General features: G+C 68.8%; 18 protein-coding genes. 8 read left to right on the top strand and 10 right to left on the bottom strand.

Going from position 1 to position 16,365, the window contains the following annotated elements:
- Positions 1 to 16: 16 nt before the first annotated feature.
- The 3 genes from MILUP08_RS33785 to MILUP08_RS13845 all read right to left on the bottom strand — a co-directional run bounded on the left by MILUP08_RS33785 (position 17) and on the right by MILUP08_RS13845 (position 2,764).
- Positions 17 to 1,444, bottom strand: a complete 1,428-nt coding sequence (locus MILUP08_RS33785) for a TrbL/VirB6 family protein (RefSeq protein WP_007458585.1) — start codon at positions 1,442 to 1,444, stop codon at positions 17 to 19.
- Positions 1,445 to 1,449: 5 nt separating this feature from the next.
- The gene (locus MILUP08_RS13850) at positions 1,450 to 1,788 is read right to left on the bottom strand and encodes a pilin (protein ID WP_007458584.1); all 339 of its coding nucleotides are present in this window, start codon (positions 1,786 to 1,788) and stop codon (positions 1,450 to 1,452) included.
- A gap of 307 nt (positions 1,789 to 2,095) precedes the next feature.
- A complete protein-coding gene (locus MILUP08_RS13845; protein ID WP_144056915.1) occupies positions 2,096 to 2,764 on the bottom strand; it encodes a hypothetical protein in 669 nt (222 codons plus the stop codon).
- A 516-nt stretch (positions 2,765 to 3,280) separates the two neighbouring features.
- On the opposite strand from MILUP08_RS13845, the gene MILUP08_RS13840 reads away from it, so the two are divergent.
- The 4 genes from MILUP08_RS13840 (at position 3,281) to MILUP08_RS13825 (ending at position 6,201) form a co-directional block, all read left to right on the top strand.
- Entirely contained in the window at positions 3,281 to 4,093 is an 813-nt protein-coding gene (locus MILUP08_RS13840) for a hypothetical protein (protein ID WP_039905952.1), read from the top strand.
- A gap of 310 nt (positions 4,094 to 4,403) precedes the next feature.
- Complete coding sequence (locus MILUP08_RS13835) at positions 4,404 to 5,087, top strand: hypothetical protein (RefSeq protein WP_144056914.1); 684 nt, start codon at positions 4,404 to 4,406, stop codon at positions 5,085 to 5,087.
- Between the two features lie 9 nt (positions 5,088 to 5,096).
- Positions 5,097 to 5,414, top strand: coding sequence for a hypothetical protein (locus MILUP08_RS13830; RefSeq protein WP_007458576.1), 318 nt, complete (start codon positions 5,097 to 5,099; stop codon positions 5,412 to 5,414).
- A gap of 40 nt (positions 5,415 to 5,454) precedes the next feature.
- Positions 5,455 to 6,201: a hypothetical protein gene (locus MILUP08_RS13825; RefSeq protein ID WP_007458574.1), complete on the top strand. Its 747-nt coding sequence runs from the start codon at positions 5,455 to 5,457 to the stop codon at positions 6,199 to 6,201.
- A gap of 12 nt (positions 6,202 to 6,213) precedes the next feature.
- Here the strand turns inward: MILUP08_RS13825 and MILUP08_RS13820 are convergent, their stop codons facing one another.
- Positions 6,214 to 6,843, bottom strand: a complete 630-nt coding sequence (locus MILUP08_RS13820) for a hypothetical protein (protein ID WP_237747064.1) — start codon at positions 6,841 to 6,843, stop codon at positions 6,214 to 6,216.
- A gap of 65 nt (positions 6,844 to 6,908) precedes the next feature.
- Here MILUP08_RS13820 and MILUP08_RS13815 point away from each other — a divergent pair, with 65 nt between their 5' ends.
- Complete coding sequence (locus MILUP08_RS13815) at positions 6,909 to 7,166, top strand: hypothetical protein (RefSeq protein WP_039907925.1); 258 nt, start codon at positions 6,909 to 6,911, stop codon at positions 7,164 to 7,166.
- Positions 7,167 to 7,544: 378 nt separating this feature from the next.
- Here MILUP08_RS13815 and MILUP08_RS13810 read toward each other — a convergent pair whose 3' ends face one another.
- A complete protein-coding gene (locus tag MILUP08_RS13810) occupies positions 7,545 to 8,162 on the bottom strand; it encodes a hypothetical protein (protein ID WP_007458566.1) in 618 nt (205 codons plus the stop codon).
- A gap of 31 nt (positions 8,163 to 8,193) precedes the next feature.
- Between MILUP08_RS13810 and MILUP08_RS34500 the strand changes: the two genes are divergently transcribed.
- On the top strand, positions 8,194 to 8,784 hold the full coding sequence (locus tag MILUP08_RS34500; protein ID WP_007458564.1) for an HAD domain-containing protein: 591 nt from the start codon (positions 8,194 to 8,196) through the stop codon (positions 8,782 to 8,784).
- Here the strand turns inward: MILUP08_RS34500 and MILUP08_RS13805 are convergent.
- The 5 genes from MILUP08_RS13805 to MILUP08_RS33780 all read right to left on the bottom strand — a co-directional run bounded on the left by MILUP08_RS13805 (position 8,676) and on the right by MILUP08_RS33780 (position 14,741).
- Positions 8,676 to 9,059: a hypothetical protein gene (locus tag MILUP08_RS13805; RefSeq protein WP_007458562.1), complete on the bottom strand. Its 384-nt coding sequence runs from the start codon at positions 9,057 to 9,059 to the stop codon at positions 8,676 to 8,678. The two genes, MILUP08_RS34500 and MILUP08_RS13805, sit on opposite strands and share 109 nt — an antisense overlap.
- Positions 9,056 to 10,639 carry a hypothetical protein gene (locus MILUP08_RS13800; protein WP_051065707.1) on the bottom strand — a complete coding sequence of 528 codons (1,584 nt, stop codon included), beginning with the start codon at positions 10,637 to 10,639 and terminating at the stop codon, positions 9,056 to 9,058. The genes MILUP08_RS13805 and MILUP08_RS13800 overlap by 4 nt, the downstream gene beginning before the upstream one ends.
- Positions 10,640 to 10,999: 360 nt before the next feature.
- Positions 11,000 to 12,358, bottom strand: a complete 1,359-nt coding sequence (locus MILUP08_RS13795; RefSeq protein ID WP_007458558.1) for a WXG100 family type VII secretion target — start codon at positions 12,356 to 12,358, stop codon at positions 11,000 to 11,002.
- A 1-nt stretch (position 12,359) separates the two neighbouring features.
- Positions 12,360 to 12,953, bottom strand: coding sequence for a hypothetical protein (locus MILUP08_RS13790; RefSeq protein WP_007458543.1), 594 nt, complete (start codon positions 12,951 to 12,953; stop codon positions 12,360 to 12,362).
- A 33-nt stretch (positions 12,954 to 12,986) separates the two neighbouring features.
- Positions 12,987 to 14,741 carry a S8 family serine peptidase gene (locus MILUP08_RS33780; RefSeq protein ID WP_007458541.1) on the bottom strand — a complete coding sequence of 585 codons (1,755 nt, stop codon included), beginning with the start codon at positions 14,739 to 14,741 and terminating at the stop codon, positions 12,987 to 12,989.
- A gap of 317 nt (positions 14,742 to 15,058) precedes the next feature.
- Here MILUP08_RS33780 and MILUP08_RS13780 point away from each other — a divergent pair, with 317 nt between their 5' ends.
- On the top strand, positions 15,059 to 15,796 hold the full coding sequence (locus MILUP08_RS13780) for a hypothetical protein (RefSeq protein ID WP_007458540.1): 738 nt from the start codon (positions 15,059 to 15,061) through the stop codon (positions 15,794 to 15,796).
- A complete protein-coding gene (locus MILUP08_RS13775) occupies positions 15,789 to 16,364 on the top strand; it encodes an XF1762 family protein (RefSeq protein ID WP_007458539.1) in 576 nt (191 codons plus the stop codon). The genes MILUP08_RS13780 and MILUP08_RS13775 overlap by 8 nt, the downstream gene beginning before the upstream one ends.
- Position 16,365: the final 1 nt, after the last annotated feature.

Below are 16,365 nucleotides of genomic sequence, written 5' to 3'. Positions count from 1 at the left end.
TGGGGTGTCAGCCGGGCTAGCGGTCGCTGTTGCGTCGGGCCGACGGCCGGGGGGATGGAGTCGGTGGTAGAGGGCTGGTGGCCTGGGACCGCGTTGCCGCGCGGGTGCTGCGCGGGCCGTACGCCGTCGTTGACGGCCAGCCCGTACCGCTCGGAGGGTGTGCCGACGCCGGGCCTGGCCGGACCGACGACGGCGTCGCTCCGTCCCCGTGCGGTGGCCGATTCGTCCCGCGCAGGCCCTGGGCCGGGGAGTCCGCTGGCCAGCCGGTGCCGGTTTCGGTGTAGGCCCACCACCGACGCCAGTGAGGCATTCGCTGCGGCATCGCGGTGGCTGGGGTCCGCCCGGCCGGCACCCTCGGTAGAGCACGCTCCGCGGCAGCCGGTGCCTCCGTCGGTGCGGTCCTGCGCGGAACCGGCCCGGGCCGTGGCCCGCCGCCGGTCGGTCTCGGCAACGATGGGCCGGTCCCCGGTCGTCCGGGGCCGGTCTGGTCAGCGGCCACTCGCGCCGCCGATCGACCGGCCTGCCGGCCACCGCGCCACAGCCCTCCCGTCAGGGCCCGACTGACCTGCTGCACGATCGCGACGCGGATGAACGCGCCGACGACGTTGTTGGACTGGCCGCCCGTGACGTAGCGGCGCATCAGGGCGGGGATCTTCACCACGGCCAACAGCAGGCAGCAGATGATGAACAGGTTGAAAGTGCCGGTCGGGTCATCGGGCAGGCCGAGGGCGGGCAGGTTCGCCGTCGGGCTGAGGAAGACGGTCAACGCCGTGTGCAGGGCGAGAGCTTGGGCGATGACGGTGGCCAGGGCACCGATGAAGGCGCGCCACCACAGCTTCGCCGCAGGTTCCGTCCATGGTGTGGCATGACAGGCCAGCGCCAACGGTGCGGTGCCGACGAGGATCACCAGCAGGCCGAGGCGCAGGATCCAGCCAACCATGATCATCGCGAGGAGAGCTGCGATGGCAACTCCAATGATCAGTGTGAGGAGCGCATTGGCGGGGTTGGTGAGGGCGTCGACGACTGTGCGTTTCATCTGGGCGAGGGAGCCGTCGGTGGCGATGGGGTCACTGGTCAGCGCCTGGGTGAGCGCGTTGCCCAGTTCGATGAGCCCCTTCGACAGCGGCGTCGCGAAGTTGGCTGCGATGAAGCCGATGACCAGGCGCGGCGCCAGTTCGCCGACGCCGTAGCGTGCCTGCACGCTGTCCCGACCCATGATGACGACGCCGCAGGCGATGATCGCCAGTACGAAGCAGGTGTTCACGATCATCAGGGCGCGGGCACCGATCGTCTCGACCTGCGGCAGCCCGGTGACGTCGGGTATGACGAGGAACGCCGAGGACAGCAGTGACCACAGGGCGTCGATGACGTCCGCGACCCGCTGTGCCAGCCAGGTGAGGATCTCGTCCAGCAGGGTTCCGACTCCGACGATGTCCCAGAACATCGGGGTCAGGTCCCCAGGATGCCGCGCAGGATGGTCAGCAGCACCGGGGCCAGCACGGCGAGCGCATAGCCCGTCGCTGCGCCCTTGAGTGCGCCCTTGGCCTTCTCCACCTGCCCGGGGTCACCGCCGGCCATCAGGTACAGCGCCCCACCGTAGGTGAGGAACAGGGTGGCGACACCGACGAGGATGCCGACGATCCAGACGACCAGGTTGTTGATGACAGTCGGGAGGTTGTTGACGGCTAGCAGGTCCGGCGCTCCGGCGATGGCCTGCGCGGCCGGGCCGAGCAGGACACCGGCGTTGGTCGTAGTGGACAGGGACAGTCGGTTCAGGATGCGGCGCATCGGTGGTCACCTCCCGCCCCACCTCTCGGTGGGACGTGCTCGAAGCGGATGGGAGGCGCCGCCCGCACGAGCGGGGACCGTGGAAGCACTGCTCCTTCCACACCGGGTTCGGTTTCGTGGTGAGCACGGACCTGGAGCCGGACCGAGTCACCACCCGTACCGGGCGGCGCCCGAGACCGCTCGCGTACCCCGGCTGGCGTGTCGGAGGGGTGATCGGTCTCGTGACCGCCAAGAGCCCGTGTTGGCCCCGGTTTCCCGGGACTGACCGGCCAACGAGTGGCCAACCGTCACCCAACAGCCCGCCCGGTCACTGGCCGGGCCACGCCCGCAGGGACGTGCGGCGGACCGGTTTGGCCGGACGGGTACGCAGCCTGACGTGGGCCAGTTCCCCGTCACGGATGGCGTCCACCAGCCTCGACTCAGCCCGGTCGCGCCAGTGCGACGCCAACTGTCCCGCGATGCCCCACCGGGCCGCAGCCGCCTGCACCGATGCGCCTTCCAGCCGCGTCTCGGCGATGATGTTGGCATCGTCGGCGTCGATCACCCCGATCGCCACCGCGCGGGCCAGAACGAACTCCGGGTGATCCCAAGGCTGCAGCGGGGTACGCGGCCCGGGAGGCTCACTGTCGAAGGGTTCGGTGGTGACGTCGGCGTACCGCACCTTCAGGCCCGCCCTGCCGGCAGCGTCGAGCATGCGCGGGAGAATCCGCGGTTGGTCGACGTCCACCCGGCGCATCAGACGGTCCCAGAAGGTCCCCAAAATTTCCGCGTCGATATCGTCGCTGTCGCCCCGGTAACCCCGCGCCAGCCCACCTGCCAAGGCCCGCAGGCCGGGCATCGCGAGGCCGACCGCCCCCAACACCCAGCCGGGGCCGTCCTGGCGCGAGCGGACGACGAGTTCCCGCCAAACCAGGTCGCGTACCCCCCGCGAGGTGTCCCGGTCGAGGAGGAACCGCTTCAGCTCGTACAGGGACATCAGGCGGTCCGGGCAGCCGGCGAACCGGCGGCCGTCGAACTGAAGAGTCGTGGGCGGGTGGACGAGCAGGTCGAAAGCACGCTGGGCGGAGTCCAGCGGAGAGTCGGGCCACTCGGAGAAGGAAGGCATCGCGGGTACTCCCGGTGTGCGGCGGGCTGCCACCGACCGCGGCAGCTCTCGAGGCTCATCCACACACGCGCACCCAACGCGACCTGGCGTTCACCGCTGCTCCACGACTTCAGAAATCGGCACACGTACGGCTGTTGTCCGCAGCCCACAGCATTGGACCGCCTGTTGGCCAACACGACGCCGCTCTTCGTAGCACCCCTCAGGGAGATCGCTAACTGGTTCTGTTTCAGCAGCTCAAGAGTCCTGTTGGCTGGTGTGGGTGGAAATTTTGCCAACGAGGTGCGGCCGGCTTCCGCCTGTCCCGTCCGCCGCAAGGCTGCACCGTCCGGACCGAGTTGGCACCGTCCGGCTCGATGCGGTTCAGTGCCGTAGGCGAACATCAGAGTTGTGGAGATCGTGGAGCAGATCGTGTTGGGTAAGTCCGGAGATCCGCACGTCTGCGAGGACGCAATCGTGGTGACCGCAGAGCATGCGGCTGTCATTGACGGCGCCACGGATGTTAGTGGCCGGCGCTACGGAAGCGCGGCGGGTGGATGGTGGGCCATGGCGGCTTGCCGGGACGCCGTGCAGCACCTGCCGCACGACGTTGACCCGCATCGGGCGGTTGCGGCCATGACCGCGGAACTAGCGGCCCGCCTCGACTCTGGGCTGACAGCAGCCGAGCGGCCGAGCGCTGCGGTCACCGTCTTTTCGCGAGCGTGCCGCGAGATCTGGCAGATCGGTGACGTCGGATTCTCCTACAGCGGACTCCCTGCGTCGGTCGGGCAACCACGCAAACTGGTCGACCGCGTCGCTGCGTCGTTCCGGGCTGCGATTCTCGCTGCGGAGGCCGCTGCCGGAACGATCAGCATGGACCGGGTGGTAGAGGCGGACTCAGGGCGACGCGCGGCGCGAGCTCTGATCGGACGGCAGGGTGCCCTCCGCAACAGCATCGGCCCATATGGGTATGCCGCAATCGATGGGCGGCCCGTTCCTCCGTCGTTGGTGGTAGTGCATCCGGTGCCCGAGGGCATCGACGAGCTGGTGATTGCCAGCGACGGTTACCCGGTCATCGGCGAGACCCTGGCCGCGTCCGAATCAGAGCTTGCCCTGCTTCTGAAGAAGGACCCCTGGTGCGTGGCGGAGCTTGCCGGCACCAAGGCGGTCTTGCCCGGACAGGTGAGCTTCGATGACCGGGCCTACCTACGTATTCGCCTCTGATCGAGCCGGGATCAGGTCGAGCAGCGGCAGCCAAGCCAATCGCCGAAAGCGCCACTCAGATCCGGACAACCAGCCTCGATCTTGTCCGGGCCCACCTGGAACGACCACAGCTCAGCACTCACCACCAAGTGCCACTTCACACCGAACGGTCCGCCGCCGCGGAGATCGGCGCGGTTCCCCGGGCACCTCTCTGCCTCGATGATGCCCTCGCTGTAGCGAGACGTCCAGCCCAGCGCCCGGGGTCCCCCGGATCTTGGTCGTTCACGTACCGTGGTCCTACCTCGCCGTGGCGGGCGCATCACGGAAAGCGTTGACCGAGCAGGAAGCCGGGGGGCGAATGCAGCAGGGCAGCAAGCACGAACGCCTCAAACTGGCGAGTCTGGACTTCCTGGGCGATGATTCCGCCCTACGCGAGCAGGCCGATCGCGCGCTGCGCGAGACGGGACGTGAGCCGCGGCCCGAGGAGTGCTCCAGGGCAGATCAGACCGGCTCCGTCCGTGTGGTGGTCGACACCCGGCGAGAGGTCTCAGCTGTCACGATCGCTCGCGACTGGCGCAGCCGGCTCGGCCCCACCGGGTTCGCCGATGCGCTCTTCGAGGCATACGCCGCCGCCGTGCAGGCTGCCCTCGAAGTGGCGGCGCTCCTTCATCTGCAGACGGAGGAGCGAGGTCCTGCAGTACCGGACCAGGAGCCGCTCGACAGTACCCCCGATCGGGACGTTGACGAGTACACGTGGCTGCGCGACACCTGGCGAACGCTGTCCGACCTTGACGCAGAGTTCGACGCTGCGACTCGCTCGCACAGACGGACGGACGAGTCGAGCATGACGAGCCCCAACGGCTGTCTGACGTTGCGCATCCGCGGAGGCGGCATCACCGGCATCGCCGGAGACGTCAGGCGAATCGCACGGGCAGACGCAGGTCAGCTGCAATTCGAAGCCCGTTCCCTCTTCCGTGCGTTCGAGCTGGCCAGCGCCGGACCGACTGGATCGTGAGGTAGTCAGATGGATGCCCTGAACGTCATCACCGACTCGCTCCGTGACGAGGGAGGCAAGTGGCTGACGTTGTCGGACCGGGTCGCCACCATCAAGGTCGCTGCGGAGCAACTACATCTCGACCCCTCAGCCTTCTTCATCGGTGACGCGAACGTCCTCATCCACTCACTGGCGTACAACGACTTCCACGCCTTCATGGTCACCGTCCTGAATGGTGCGGTGACCGAATTTGAGCAGGTCGGCTCGGCCCTGCGGCGCATCGCCGACGAGTACGACCGAGCCGACGAGGTCGTCTCACTGGACCTCAACAAGATCTACAAGGCCTAGCAACCCGCACGCGACGCTCGGAGAGGGCACGGAGCACCCCATGCCAGGTACCACTGATCTTGAGTACGGGGAACCGTTCAACAAGGCGTTCGACTACATCCGCTCCGGCATCGACACGGCGATCGCCACCTTCAACGAGATCGTCGAGAAGGTACAGCAGTGGAAGTGGCTCCTCGGACCGGCAGCACTCCTGTGGATCAAGCACAGCCTGGAAACCACCCAAGCGGCACTCAACGTCGTCCTCGACCGGGTCGAGCAGTCCTTGGAGCATCAACTGCCGGTGCTCTCGCTCATCGAGGTCAGCTTCCGCTGGGTCAACGACGTGAAGACACCGATCTCCGACCTCTCCTCCGACACCACCAACCCGAAGAACGAGAACCTACCCAAGTGGACCGGCGACGCCGCGAGTGCCTACAACGCCAAGGCACTCAAGCAGAAGGCCGCCGTCGACGAGACCGTCCTTAAGTCGGAGTTCATCAGCCAGTGGCTGTTCACGATCGCCAAGGCGAACGTCGACTACGCCGTCGAACTCGCAAAGATCGTCACGGGGCTGGTCGGCAAACTGGTGCAGGCAGCGAGTGAAGGCGGAACTGTGATCGACCTACCCTGGGCCATCTCCACCCTCGCCAAGTCGGTCGGAGAGCTGGTCACCGCCGGCCTGGACGTTCTGCTCACCATCAGCCAGCGCTTCATCGACGCGCTGGGCAACATCCGGGACATCGCCACCCAGGTCGGCGACCACTCGAAGCTACCCGGTGGGCGGTGGCCGGAGGCCGTCCGAGGATGACCGACGGGCGCATCACACAGTGGGTACGGCCGCCTGCGTCGCCCTGAGCAACGTCAGCGCCTTCGGCGCGAGCGTTTCAGTGGCGACGTATGAGGCACCACCGATGGCCAACCAGACCTTCACCACCAGGTTGCCCATGCGAGCGTGGACCATGTACTCGGCGTACTTGAAGCCGGGCTCGGAGCGCCTGGTAAAGGCCTCGGCCTCGTCGCCCACACCGGAGATGCCGCCGACGGGAGTCATCACCGTCACCCGTCCCGTAGACCGATAGAGCAGCCGAGCCTCCTCCGCGTTGGCCGGCGTCGACGCCTCCACTCGCAGGCTCGCCTCATGCCCGTCCTTCGTCCGCATCTCGAACAGACACGCCGCACCCGGCTGCCCGAGAGGTGGCTTCGGATCGGTACGGGCCACCGTCAGCGACAACTCCGCCAGCGGCCGAAGATCAGTACGCTTACACAGCTCCAGATCCTGAGCGCGATAGACGGGGCCGACCGAGGCGGCAGGTGCGGTGGAGGCAACGCTGCTCGTGGCCGCCCCTGCGGTCGGCGGACTCACCGGAGCCGAGGCACCGTCACAGGCGGCAGTGGCGAGCACCGCAACGAGCGCCACGACAAGACGAGACACACAGGTCACCGCAGACACGTCTCGAACATACCGGCTGCGACGCTGGCAGACGGCCCGAGCGACGAGTCACTATGGTGCCGGGTATGCCCGCCGCAGAGACCCCGGAGCAAATCTCCCGAACCCGCACCGTCACCGCCCGTGCGATTCTGCAGGGCAGGGCCGATCTTCGGACGTACCCCTATCGCCTGCTGGCCGTGGTCTCCCATCACGGCCTGGGCGGCGACCAGATCAGCGAGGCGGTTGCTGCCGCCGAGGTCCTCGGGCAGTTTGGTTGGGACCTCGTCAACGTGTCGGAATTCGGCTCCAACAAGATCGTCTACGCCTTCCTGCGGCGACGGTGACGATGACTTGTGCCCCTGCCGGACCTGACGCAGCTGAGCAGGCGACCGCCTTCGGACCGAAGCGTTCCGTGGATCTGTTGACCGCGTCACTGGCGTGTCGCGCCGCCCAGTGATCTGCAGGAGGTTAACGCTCACCCAAAGCGATGTCCGGAGGGAGTGGGATTGGTGCAACAGGGTTCGCTAGGCCGGAACTGATAACTGGTGTTCCCGCAGTCGCGTTGGGCGCCTGCGATCGGCCCTACGGGCCCGTGCCAGTAAGAGCACGTCCCATTGACCGAACAGTCGGACGAGCCTCGACAGCTCGCGGCGCGGTCAGTTGAACACCGGAACGGCTACGACGGCGGCATGGGTCGAGGTTGCTCCGGCGTGCTGGACGGGTCAGAGGAAGTCCCGCCAGAACGCCACCGTCGCCTTCGGGTTCCAGCGTTGATCTGTCCTATCCATACCCGGGCCGCCGAACTCCTGATGGATGTAGTCGACCAGGTCTGTGCCGTAGTAGATGATGTCGGTCTGCACGATCGAGAGGACTGGGTGGCCGACGCTTCCACGCCCGGCGGGCAGGAACCGATGTCCGTAGACGGGTACCAGTCGTGGCGCCTGCCCAAGCTTGAGCCGCGCGGTCTCCAACGCCTCGTCGAGGCCTGCCGGCCGATCGCCCCAGGTGTCGTGCCATACCGTGTTGTGTTCCACGTCGAAGAGCACCCCTTCCACCGGCAACTCCAAGCGCTCACGGATGGCACCGGGGTCACCGTTGCGCCAGTCCGGCCAGGGCCTCTCCCACGCGTAGGACACGCCCTCCTCCGGCTCGAACGGGACGTTCAGCGGCAGCCCCGCCGCAAGGAACGCGCGATGGTCATCGGCGAACTCAAAGCCGTACATCCTCTCAATGCGATCGAACTCCTCATCCGTCAGGCCCGGCGCGACCTCACAACACCCGGTCTGCGCGAGTCGACGCGCCGCCTCCGTGCCCAGTCGACCACCATCACCGTTGATCACGCCGGCACGATAGTGCTTCGGGCCGGCCAGGATGAACCGATATCGTGCTGCCGTGACCGGCTCTGCAGGGCGTCCGCTGCTCTTCCTCGATGTTGACGGACCCCTCATTCCGTTCGGTGGGACACCGCAGCAATACCCAACTTGCGAGACGGGCACTGAACCACGAGAGACCAGCTCGAATCCGCTTTTGGGCAGGATCAATCCCGAACACGGACCCCGGTTGACGGCGTTACGATGCGACCTGGTCTGGGCCACGACCTGGATGGACGACGCAAACGAGACCATCGCGCCACAGATCGGCCTGCCGCAGCTGCCGGTGGTGATCTGGCCGGAGCCGACCGACACCGACGAGCAGGACGAGCGGAACGGGCTGCACTGGAAGACCCGCGCTCTCGTTGATTGGGCCGCAGGCCGCCCCTTCGCCTGGGTCGACGACGAAATCACGAACACCGACCGAGCCTGGGTGTCAGCACATCACGCAGGACACGCCCTACTTCGTCGCGTCGATCCCCGTCAGGGTCTCACTGTGCTGACTACGCCGCACTCATGGACTGGCTGTATAGGATTCGCGGCACACCGCCGCGTGGTGCGGTCTGAATCCCTAACCAGGCAGCACAGATAGCCCTCACCATCGACGAGTAGCACAACGCCGGCGTAGAACTCGTCGTCGCTGATGTCAGCCGACACCGGCGCACTGGACGACACCGCGGCCGGCGCTGCGGCGCGGTCCACAGCAAGGTTGACGGTCACGCAGCCGCACCCGCACCGACCCTCGACTCTGGCGAACGGCAACTGCGCACGCAACTCGTCGCGCCCAGGGAACGGCACGGACAGCAGCCGCGCGATGACGTCCCGCTCGATGACGCTGAGCGGGCGAGGCATGTCGTCGCCGGTCATAGTTCCGCCTGATGGGGCAGGCCGGCATGGAACCGCAGCAGCCGGACCTCATCCTCGCCCAGGATCGGGCGGGCACGTTCGATCAGCTTGTCGAGTTCGGCGGCACGATCGCCCGATGGCCCGTGATAGGTCGTGGCCGCCTGCCGATTGAGCCACACGCTGATGTCCGCCTGCGCACCGGCGCGCAATCGGTCGTCGGGATCATCGATCAGCCGTAGGTTGGTGTCCAGTCGCTGCCATGCGTTGGTCAAGGTCAGTAGCCGGTAGCCCGCGAACCGGACATGCGGCGCGTTGCCCGGCCTGAGGAGTGCCTCAAGCACCTCCGGGTCCAGGGCGCCGATGTCGTGTCGCAGGGCCGCCACCACCTGACGGGTCACCGCGCCAGAGTCGTCGCGCAACAGGGGCCACAGTTCGGCCGACCGGATCACGCCGAGACGACGCAATGCTCGGACCGCTTCGACCCGACCACGCGCACGTGGATGTGCCAGCCACCGTCGAACCAGGCCGGCATCCTCGACGTCACCGGTCTCGCCCAGACCGGCGATCACGCCCGGCGCCGGCGGCTCCCGTCGAGCAAGCAGGCGATAGAACTCCGCCGGGTCCTCGCCGCCGCGGCGGAGCCCGGCCTGGGCGATCGCCCGCACCAGGGGATGCCGATCAGGCAACGCCGCCTCAGCAGCGCCCAGATCACCGACCGCAGTTACGGCCTGCAGTGCCTCAGCCCGGACCAGCGCAGTACGGCTGACCAGTAACCCCCGCAACTGAGCCGGGTCCGTCGCGGCCTGAACGGCACCTCGGGCGCACAGGGACCGGATCGGCAGGTCGTCGTCTTTCATCGCGGCCGTGATCAACCGGCTCACACTCAACAGGCCACCGGTCGTCGCGGCCTGGTACGCCGCCCGCCGGGTCCGACGATCCCGCGCCGCCAGCAACGGTTCCAGGCCGCCCAATGGCAGGTCCCGCAGGACACCTTCGACGCGCTCGGCCAGCCAGGCACCCTGACCTCGACCGCGCAGAGCGAACGCCATCTCCGTGAGCTGGGTCAACGACCCCCGCGATGACGACAGCCAACCATCCACCGCCGCCCGTGCCCGCTGGCGTACCTCAGCCACCCAGTCGGCGGTCCGAAGCGCCAGCACCGCCAGCGCGGCCGGGTGCGTGTGATCAGCCAGGCGAACAACCGCCGCTTCGCGGATCCGCCCCTCACGGTGGCAGCCGGCTACGGCCAGGCGGAGTACCTCCACCTCGCCATCGGCCAGGTCCCCCGCAAGGCTCCGCGACCAGCGCGGCGCGGACCACCACCGCTCCCGCAGCGCTTCATCCACCGCCAACCACCACCGGGCCTCAGCGGAACCCAGCGCATCCACAGCCGCGGCCCGCAGGCCCGGCTCACCGTCGCGGGCCACCCTCAGCAACACGGCCGAGAACTCTGCGGGACTCACGCTTCGATCGCCGCCACCGGCCCCAGCCCGCACCCACTCGATGGCCGGCAGCTCCGGCAGATAATCACGTTCAGGCGACTCGCTCGAGCCGGCAGACGTAGCTCGCAGCCACCGAAGCAGCACTGTGCCCAGCGACATCGCGTCCACCGACGCCCCCGTTCCCACCGCAGGCCACCATGATCGCAGCCATTCTGTCGCCCATGAGCCAACCGGGCGACCGCATTCACCCGTAGCCCCGCGGCGACTCCGCAGCGGGTGGCAACCAACCGTCAAACATGGCACATACCAAATAAGCGAACTTCGCGGTACGGCGAAGGCGGCCAGCCGCCGTCGGGTCGAAACTCGCCGTCGGTGGGTGACGGCGCTCCGCTGTTGGGCCGACCTGGAGGGCTCGTCGGTATCCCTGTTCTCCGGATGGGTCTGCCGCGATCATTGTCGGGCACGACCCCAGGGACGACCGCGGCCGTCAACGTGCAAAGCACTGGTCGATGCCGAGCCTCAGCGCAACACACCGTCCGTGCCGTCGTCGTCCGCGCCCCATACGTCGTCGTCTTCCCTGAGCCAGGTGCCGTGTTGGGCCTCTTCGTCGCCGTCAGCGGCCCCACTGTTCGTCCCAGTCAAGCCGCCCCGGACGCCACCGCCGCCCGCCCGGGCGCCCTTGCTGCCTGACCCACCCGGGCCGCCCGCGCCGACCATGCCAGGCGTCATCGCCGCACCGCCCCTGCTGGACGGACCATTGGCACCGCGCCCAGCACCACCGGTACCAGCCGCGCCACCCATCATCGGCGACATGCCGAGGCTGACCGGGCGGCCCAGGGAACCACCGCCCGGGATGTGGGCACCGGCCCCGCCCAGGCCTGCCGTGCCACCAAGGCCGCCGCCCCCGGCGCCCAAGCCGGTCGCGCTGGGCACGCCCCCGCCGGCACCAAACCCGGAGTTCACGCCGGTGAGGGTTCCCGTACCTGCGCCTGCGCCTGCCAAGCCACTGTTGTACTCGCCGACCAGAGCCCCACCACCGAGGTCACTGCCGACGCCCGAGGGCTTGCCGCTGCCGCTTGGGGCGTTGCCGTCGTAGCCGCCAGAGCCGGAAGAGAGGTCAGGGTGGGCGCCCGAGCCGACGACTGCCCCGCCGGAGCTGAGGTGCCCGGCTCCCAGAGAAGGTTCCCCACCGAGACCGCCAGTCGAAGGCCCGTCACCGAGGCCCGCCGCCTTACCGGCACCGCCGGTGCCCGTCGGACCTTCCAGGTCCACCCCGCTCGGGCCGCTGCCTGTGCGCTTCTCCGACAGCCCGCCTCCGGGGGTCTCCCGCTCCCGGGCTGTGTAGTCGTCGCTGACCTGGTCGTAGGCTTTGCGCGCGTCCTCGGTGTTGTTGTTGAAGAATTCGCCGATACGGTCGTTGAGCTGGCCGAGCTTCTCCATCGGCCAACTACCCGCGAAGTCGGCCCGGATGCTCGCTTCGAACACCCCTGTCTCGATGACTATGGCACCGTTGCGGGCCGCCGCCAGGTCGCCCACGCACCCCTGTGGGACCGGCATCGCGTTCTGCGCACGCTCCAGGTCCTGCGCGGCGGTTTGCAGGACGGTCACGATGCTGTGCTGATCGCTGCCCGACTCCCGGGCGCCGTCCACGATCGTCTCGGCTTGCTTGGTCAGCGCTTCCATGTGCGTGCGGAACGCGTCGTACGCCGGGCCCTTCCAGCTCTCGCCGAGGTCGTGGATGTCGGCGTCCACCAGTCGTTTGACCTCCTCGATGTTGCCCAGCAGCGCCTGCCAGCCCAACGCGGCGCTGGTGATGTCGGCCGGCCGGCCTGCGACCAGCACCTGCCGCGCCATTTCCTCCCAGCTCGGAGCGCTCACGTCAAACTCCTTCCGCGCTGCTGCCCGGAGCGGGGCCGCCGGCCCTCAGGGCACGCTGCATCTCCTGCGCTGACATCTTGTTCGCGTCCTCGGCGGTGTCGTACTGACGCTTGACCTCCCGCAGCGCATCGGCCGCGCGGTACATGTCGTTGGAGAGACTTGTCAGCGACTCCGAGGTGGTCCGGTGCAGACCATGGTGAGCGGCGGCCAGGCTCAGCCCTTTGGGAAAACCGCCCAGCGCGCCGCCGGGGCTGGCCAGTGCCGCTTCGCCGCCGAGCAGGTCCTTGATCTCCTCCATGTCGACGGCGAGCCGGCGCAGGTAGCTTGCGTGGCGCTCGATGTTGTCGGCGGCCGCTTCCAGACGGTCCGCCTCCCACTCGGTGACGTCGCGCTGACCGGGCCCGCCCACGAGCTGTGACGGCGCCGATCCTGCGCCGGCGCGGACGTCATCCTGACGGAAACCCACGGCCGGCCCGTGCGCAGCCACCGTGGCGATGGGCCGCATCGGGCTGCCGGCCGGCATCGCGTCGGCGACGCCGGGCGGCACCCGTATCCAGCCTTCCACCTGCGGCGGGCTGTTGCCCTCGTCGCTCATCTCCGTCCTCCCCGTTGATCGGTCGGTGGTGTGTCAGCGCTGGTGCGGGCCGCCCAAGCCCTGGGGCGGCGAGGTCCCGGACTGCCCCGACCCACCAGGCTGCCCCGGTAGCGCCGCGGGCGGAGGGAATGGGGGTACGGGCTGCGGCCTGGGCTGATGTGGATGAGGATGCTGCGCAGCATCTGACCGCGGGGGCGGCGTACCTCCCGGCGGACCGTAGCCGGGCGGCGGGACGGCCGGGTGCCCGTATCCGGGCGGCGGGAAGCCTGGCCCACCCACCAGCGCTCTGCCCGGTTCGGGTCCGACTAGCGGCGCGGTGCGGCGGCGCCGGCGGCGGGCGACGACTACGGCCAGCACCACCGCGCCGATGACGACGGCCAGGCACAGTACGCCCGCGACGATGACGCCGGTCTTGTTCTTGACCTTGATGGCGACAGCCGGCCGTTCGGTCTGCGCGCCTTTCGGGGAGGTCGTCGCTCCACCCGGCTGCGCGCCGGCCGCCAGCAGCGGGTTGCCGTCTACGGCTGGCACCGGCCGCTGCAGCGCGGCAAGCGCGTCCACTACGCCGAAGCCGAACTCCGGATCCCGACCCGGCACCCCCACGTCCCGGGCCGTCCGGATCAGGCGGTTGATCACGTTCGCCGCGTCCAGGTCCGGGTAGCGTGACCGCACCAGCGCGACCACCCCGGCCATGATGGCGGTCGCCTGACTAGTGCCCGAGGCAACCGCGTAACCGTTGTCCTGCACCGCCGTTGGCACGGGAGCGATGATGTCGTCGCCCGGGGCCGCGAGGACCACCTCAGGGCCGGCGACCGAGGCGCGGGCGAGGTCTCCCGATCGGGTTGTCGCATTGACCGCAATCACGCCGGGTGTGTTGGCCGGAGAGTTGACCGTCCGACCGCCCGCGCCGGTCGCCGCGACGAGTACGACGTTCTTGCCCAGGGCGTACTGGACCGCCTCGACGATTCGGATGCTGGCGGGCTGCTCGAAGCCGATGGACAGGCTGATCACGTCGGCTCCGGCGTCGGTGGCCCAACGGATGTCGCGTGCTACCTCACCGTCGTAGCCGTTGCCCTCGCTGCCGCTCAGCGCGATCGGCAGGACCTTCGCCTCCGGCGCGATCCCCAGCTGCCGGTTCCGGTCGCCGCCCCGCCCGACGATCAGGCCGGCCATCGACGTGCCGTGCCCCTCCTCCTTGTCCCGGTCGACCCAGCCTTGCGGAGATTCCGGCGGGGCAGCACCGGGGCGGCCAGCCAGTTGGCCGGCGAGCGCCGGGTGCGTCGCGTCGACCCCGCTGTCGATGACGGCGACCGTCACCCCACGCCCCTTGGTGATCTCATGGGCCCGGGGGATCTGCAGCGCATCGAGATACCACTGCAGGCCGCGTACCGTGTCGGCCGCCGACGCCGGAGCCGGCACGCCCACCACCCCGGACCCGACCACCACACCAACCATCGACACGGCGACGGCGAACTTCAGCGCCGATCGGCGACCCTTACCCGTACGCACGGCACTCCCCGAACCTCGTCGACTCGCTACGCATGCGGCTTCGGTCCGGCTCCAGCCGGACCGTAGCTGCACGTCTGATTTTCCCAGCCCCGCACCTTGGTTGGCGTTGCTCATCTCGGTGCAGACATCGTTGGCACGGGCAACGCCGACGGCGCCGCCGATCTCGTTCAGAATCGTGCCGACGTCCCGGACAGAGGTGTAGTCGCTGCTCCGGCTTCGAACACCACGTTCACGCCCTTCCGTCTCTTGTGGCGGCGGATCCGCGACGGGAACCTCCACCGCATGGCCGCTAACCCACCCGGCCGCGGCGCAGGTGAGACGCTAGCGCAACGCGTCAAGATCCCGCCACCCTGTGTGACCAGCCGAGGCGGCGCCACACCTCGTGCAGGTAATCGGACGGTTGCCATCCACGCCGGACTCGTCGGCAACCCGCCGCGGCAGTCCGCCACAACCGCCGGACCGGAGGTTGGCCAACCGTTGGCCAACGGATGGCCATCCGTTGGGTAGCCAACGCGCTGCTCCCCCAGCAAACCCACCGTCACGACCGCTCTTGGTGGTCGTGAGCACGGGCCAGCCGGTGTGGAAGCCACCCACCGATGACCAGATCCTCCGCGACACCCGAGAATTCCAACGGGCCGAACCCATCGTCCCGAGACGGCAGACCCGACCCATACGTCGACAACTCCAACTTCGACCACCACCGCGGTTTCCTTCACGTCGACGTCATCGTCGGTGGCTCGCCGATCTGGATCTCGGTGTGGCGCAGTGGCGCCTTTGGCGAGATCAGCGAGTCCACGTTTCGCCGCCTCCTGGTGCGTCGGGTCATCGCCGTCTACAGCCGGCGCGGCGCAACCCTGGTCGACTTCGACGGCGACCCGACCGTTCGTGACGAGAGCATTGCGGCGGGCCGTACCTACCGCCCGGTCGCTCATGCTGCGGATCTGGCCGGTCTCGACAGCATGGAGCAGGTCGACCTGGTCGTGCTGCGTTGGCCGCGACCCCAGTCGCTCGCGCGGCCCAGGCCGGTCGACGGTGCGGTGGCCGATCTCTTCCGTGCCCTCCGGCTGGTCATCACCCCGGACGGCTTCGCGGTCCTCGTCGTCGAGCAGCGTCCGACCCAACCGGCGCCCACCGAGGTCGTGCACCTAGCCGGGCTTGTCCCCGAGGCTCACGCCAGTGGGATGAGGTACCTCCAGCACGTCCTCGCGATCACTCCAACTGTGGGCCTGGCCTCGGACAGCGCAAACGCGGCGCGGTCGGCGGCCGGCCAGCACGCCTTACCGACTCACCTGCACCTGCTGGTCTTCGTCGTGAGAGCAGGCTGCCGTGACTGACCAACCGGAGACTGTCGCCCACCGCCGTCCGTCGCGTCGCCGCTCAACTCGTCCGCGGGTACGGCCGATCAGCTACCGGCAGGCGTGCGCCTACATCAGCGCCAACCACCAGCAGCTCGAACGACCGCAAGGACACACGTTTTCCCTCGGACTGACCAACCACGCCGGCAACCTCATCGGGGTCGCAATGGTCGGCCGTCCCGACACCCGCAGCCACGACGACGGCCTGACCGCCGAGGTCAGCCGCCTGGCGACCGACGGGCCACGCAACGCGTACTCGGTCCTGCTCGCCGCCGCGTGGCGAGTCGCCCGACGCATGGGCTACCAGCGCATGATCACCTACACCCGCACCGACAAGCCCGCCGCCGCCCTACGGGCTGCAGGTTGGAAGGTCGCCGAAGCTCCCTCCGCACCTCGGCGGAATCGGCTCAGCCGGCACCGGGCGCCGCGCGGCACCGGCGACGCAACCCGCACTCGCTGGCAGATCACCACTGAGGACTGGCGCACCCGAAACGAAGCCACCGACCGCGTCCCCCGGCGGGCCAGAGAGGCACAGGACCCACGGTGAC

This window comes from Micromonospora lupini str. Lupac 08 (genome assembly GCF_000297395.2).
In the GTDB taxonomy this organism is placed as follows: Bacteria; Actinomycetota; Actinomycetes; order Mycobacteriales; family Micromonosporaceae; genus Micromonospora; species Micromonospora lupini.
Note: the sequence above shows the minus strand (reverse complement) of the source record. Positions and strands in the feature narration are given on the sequence as shown.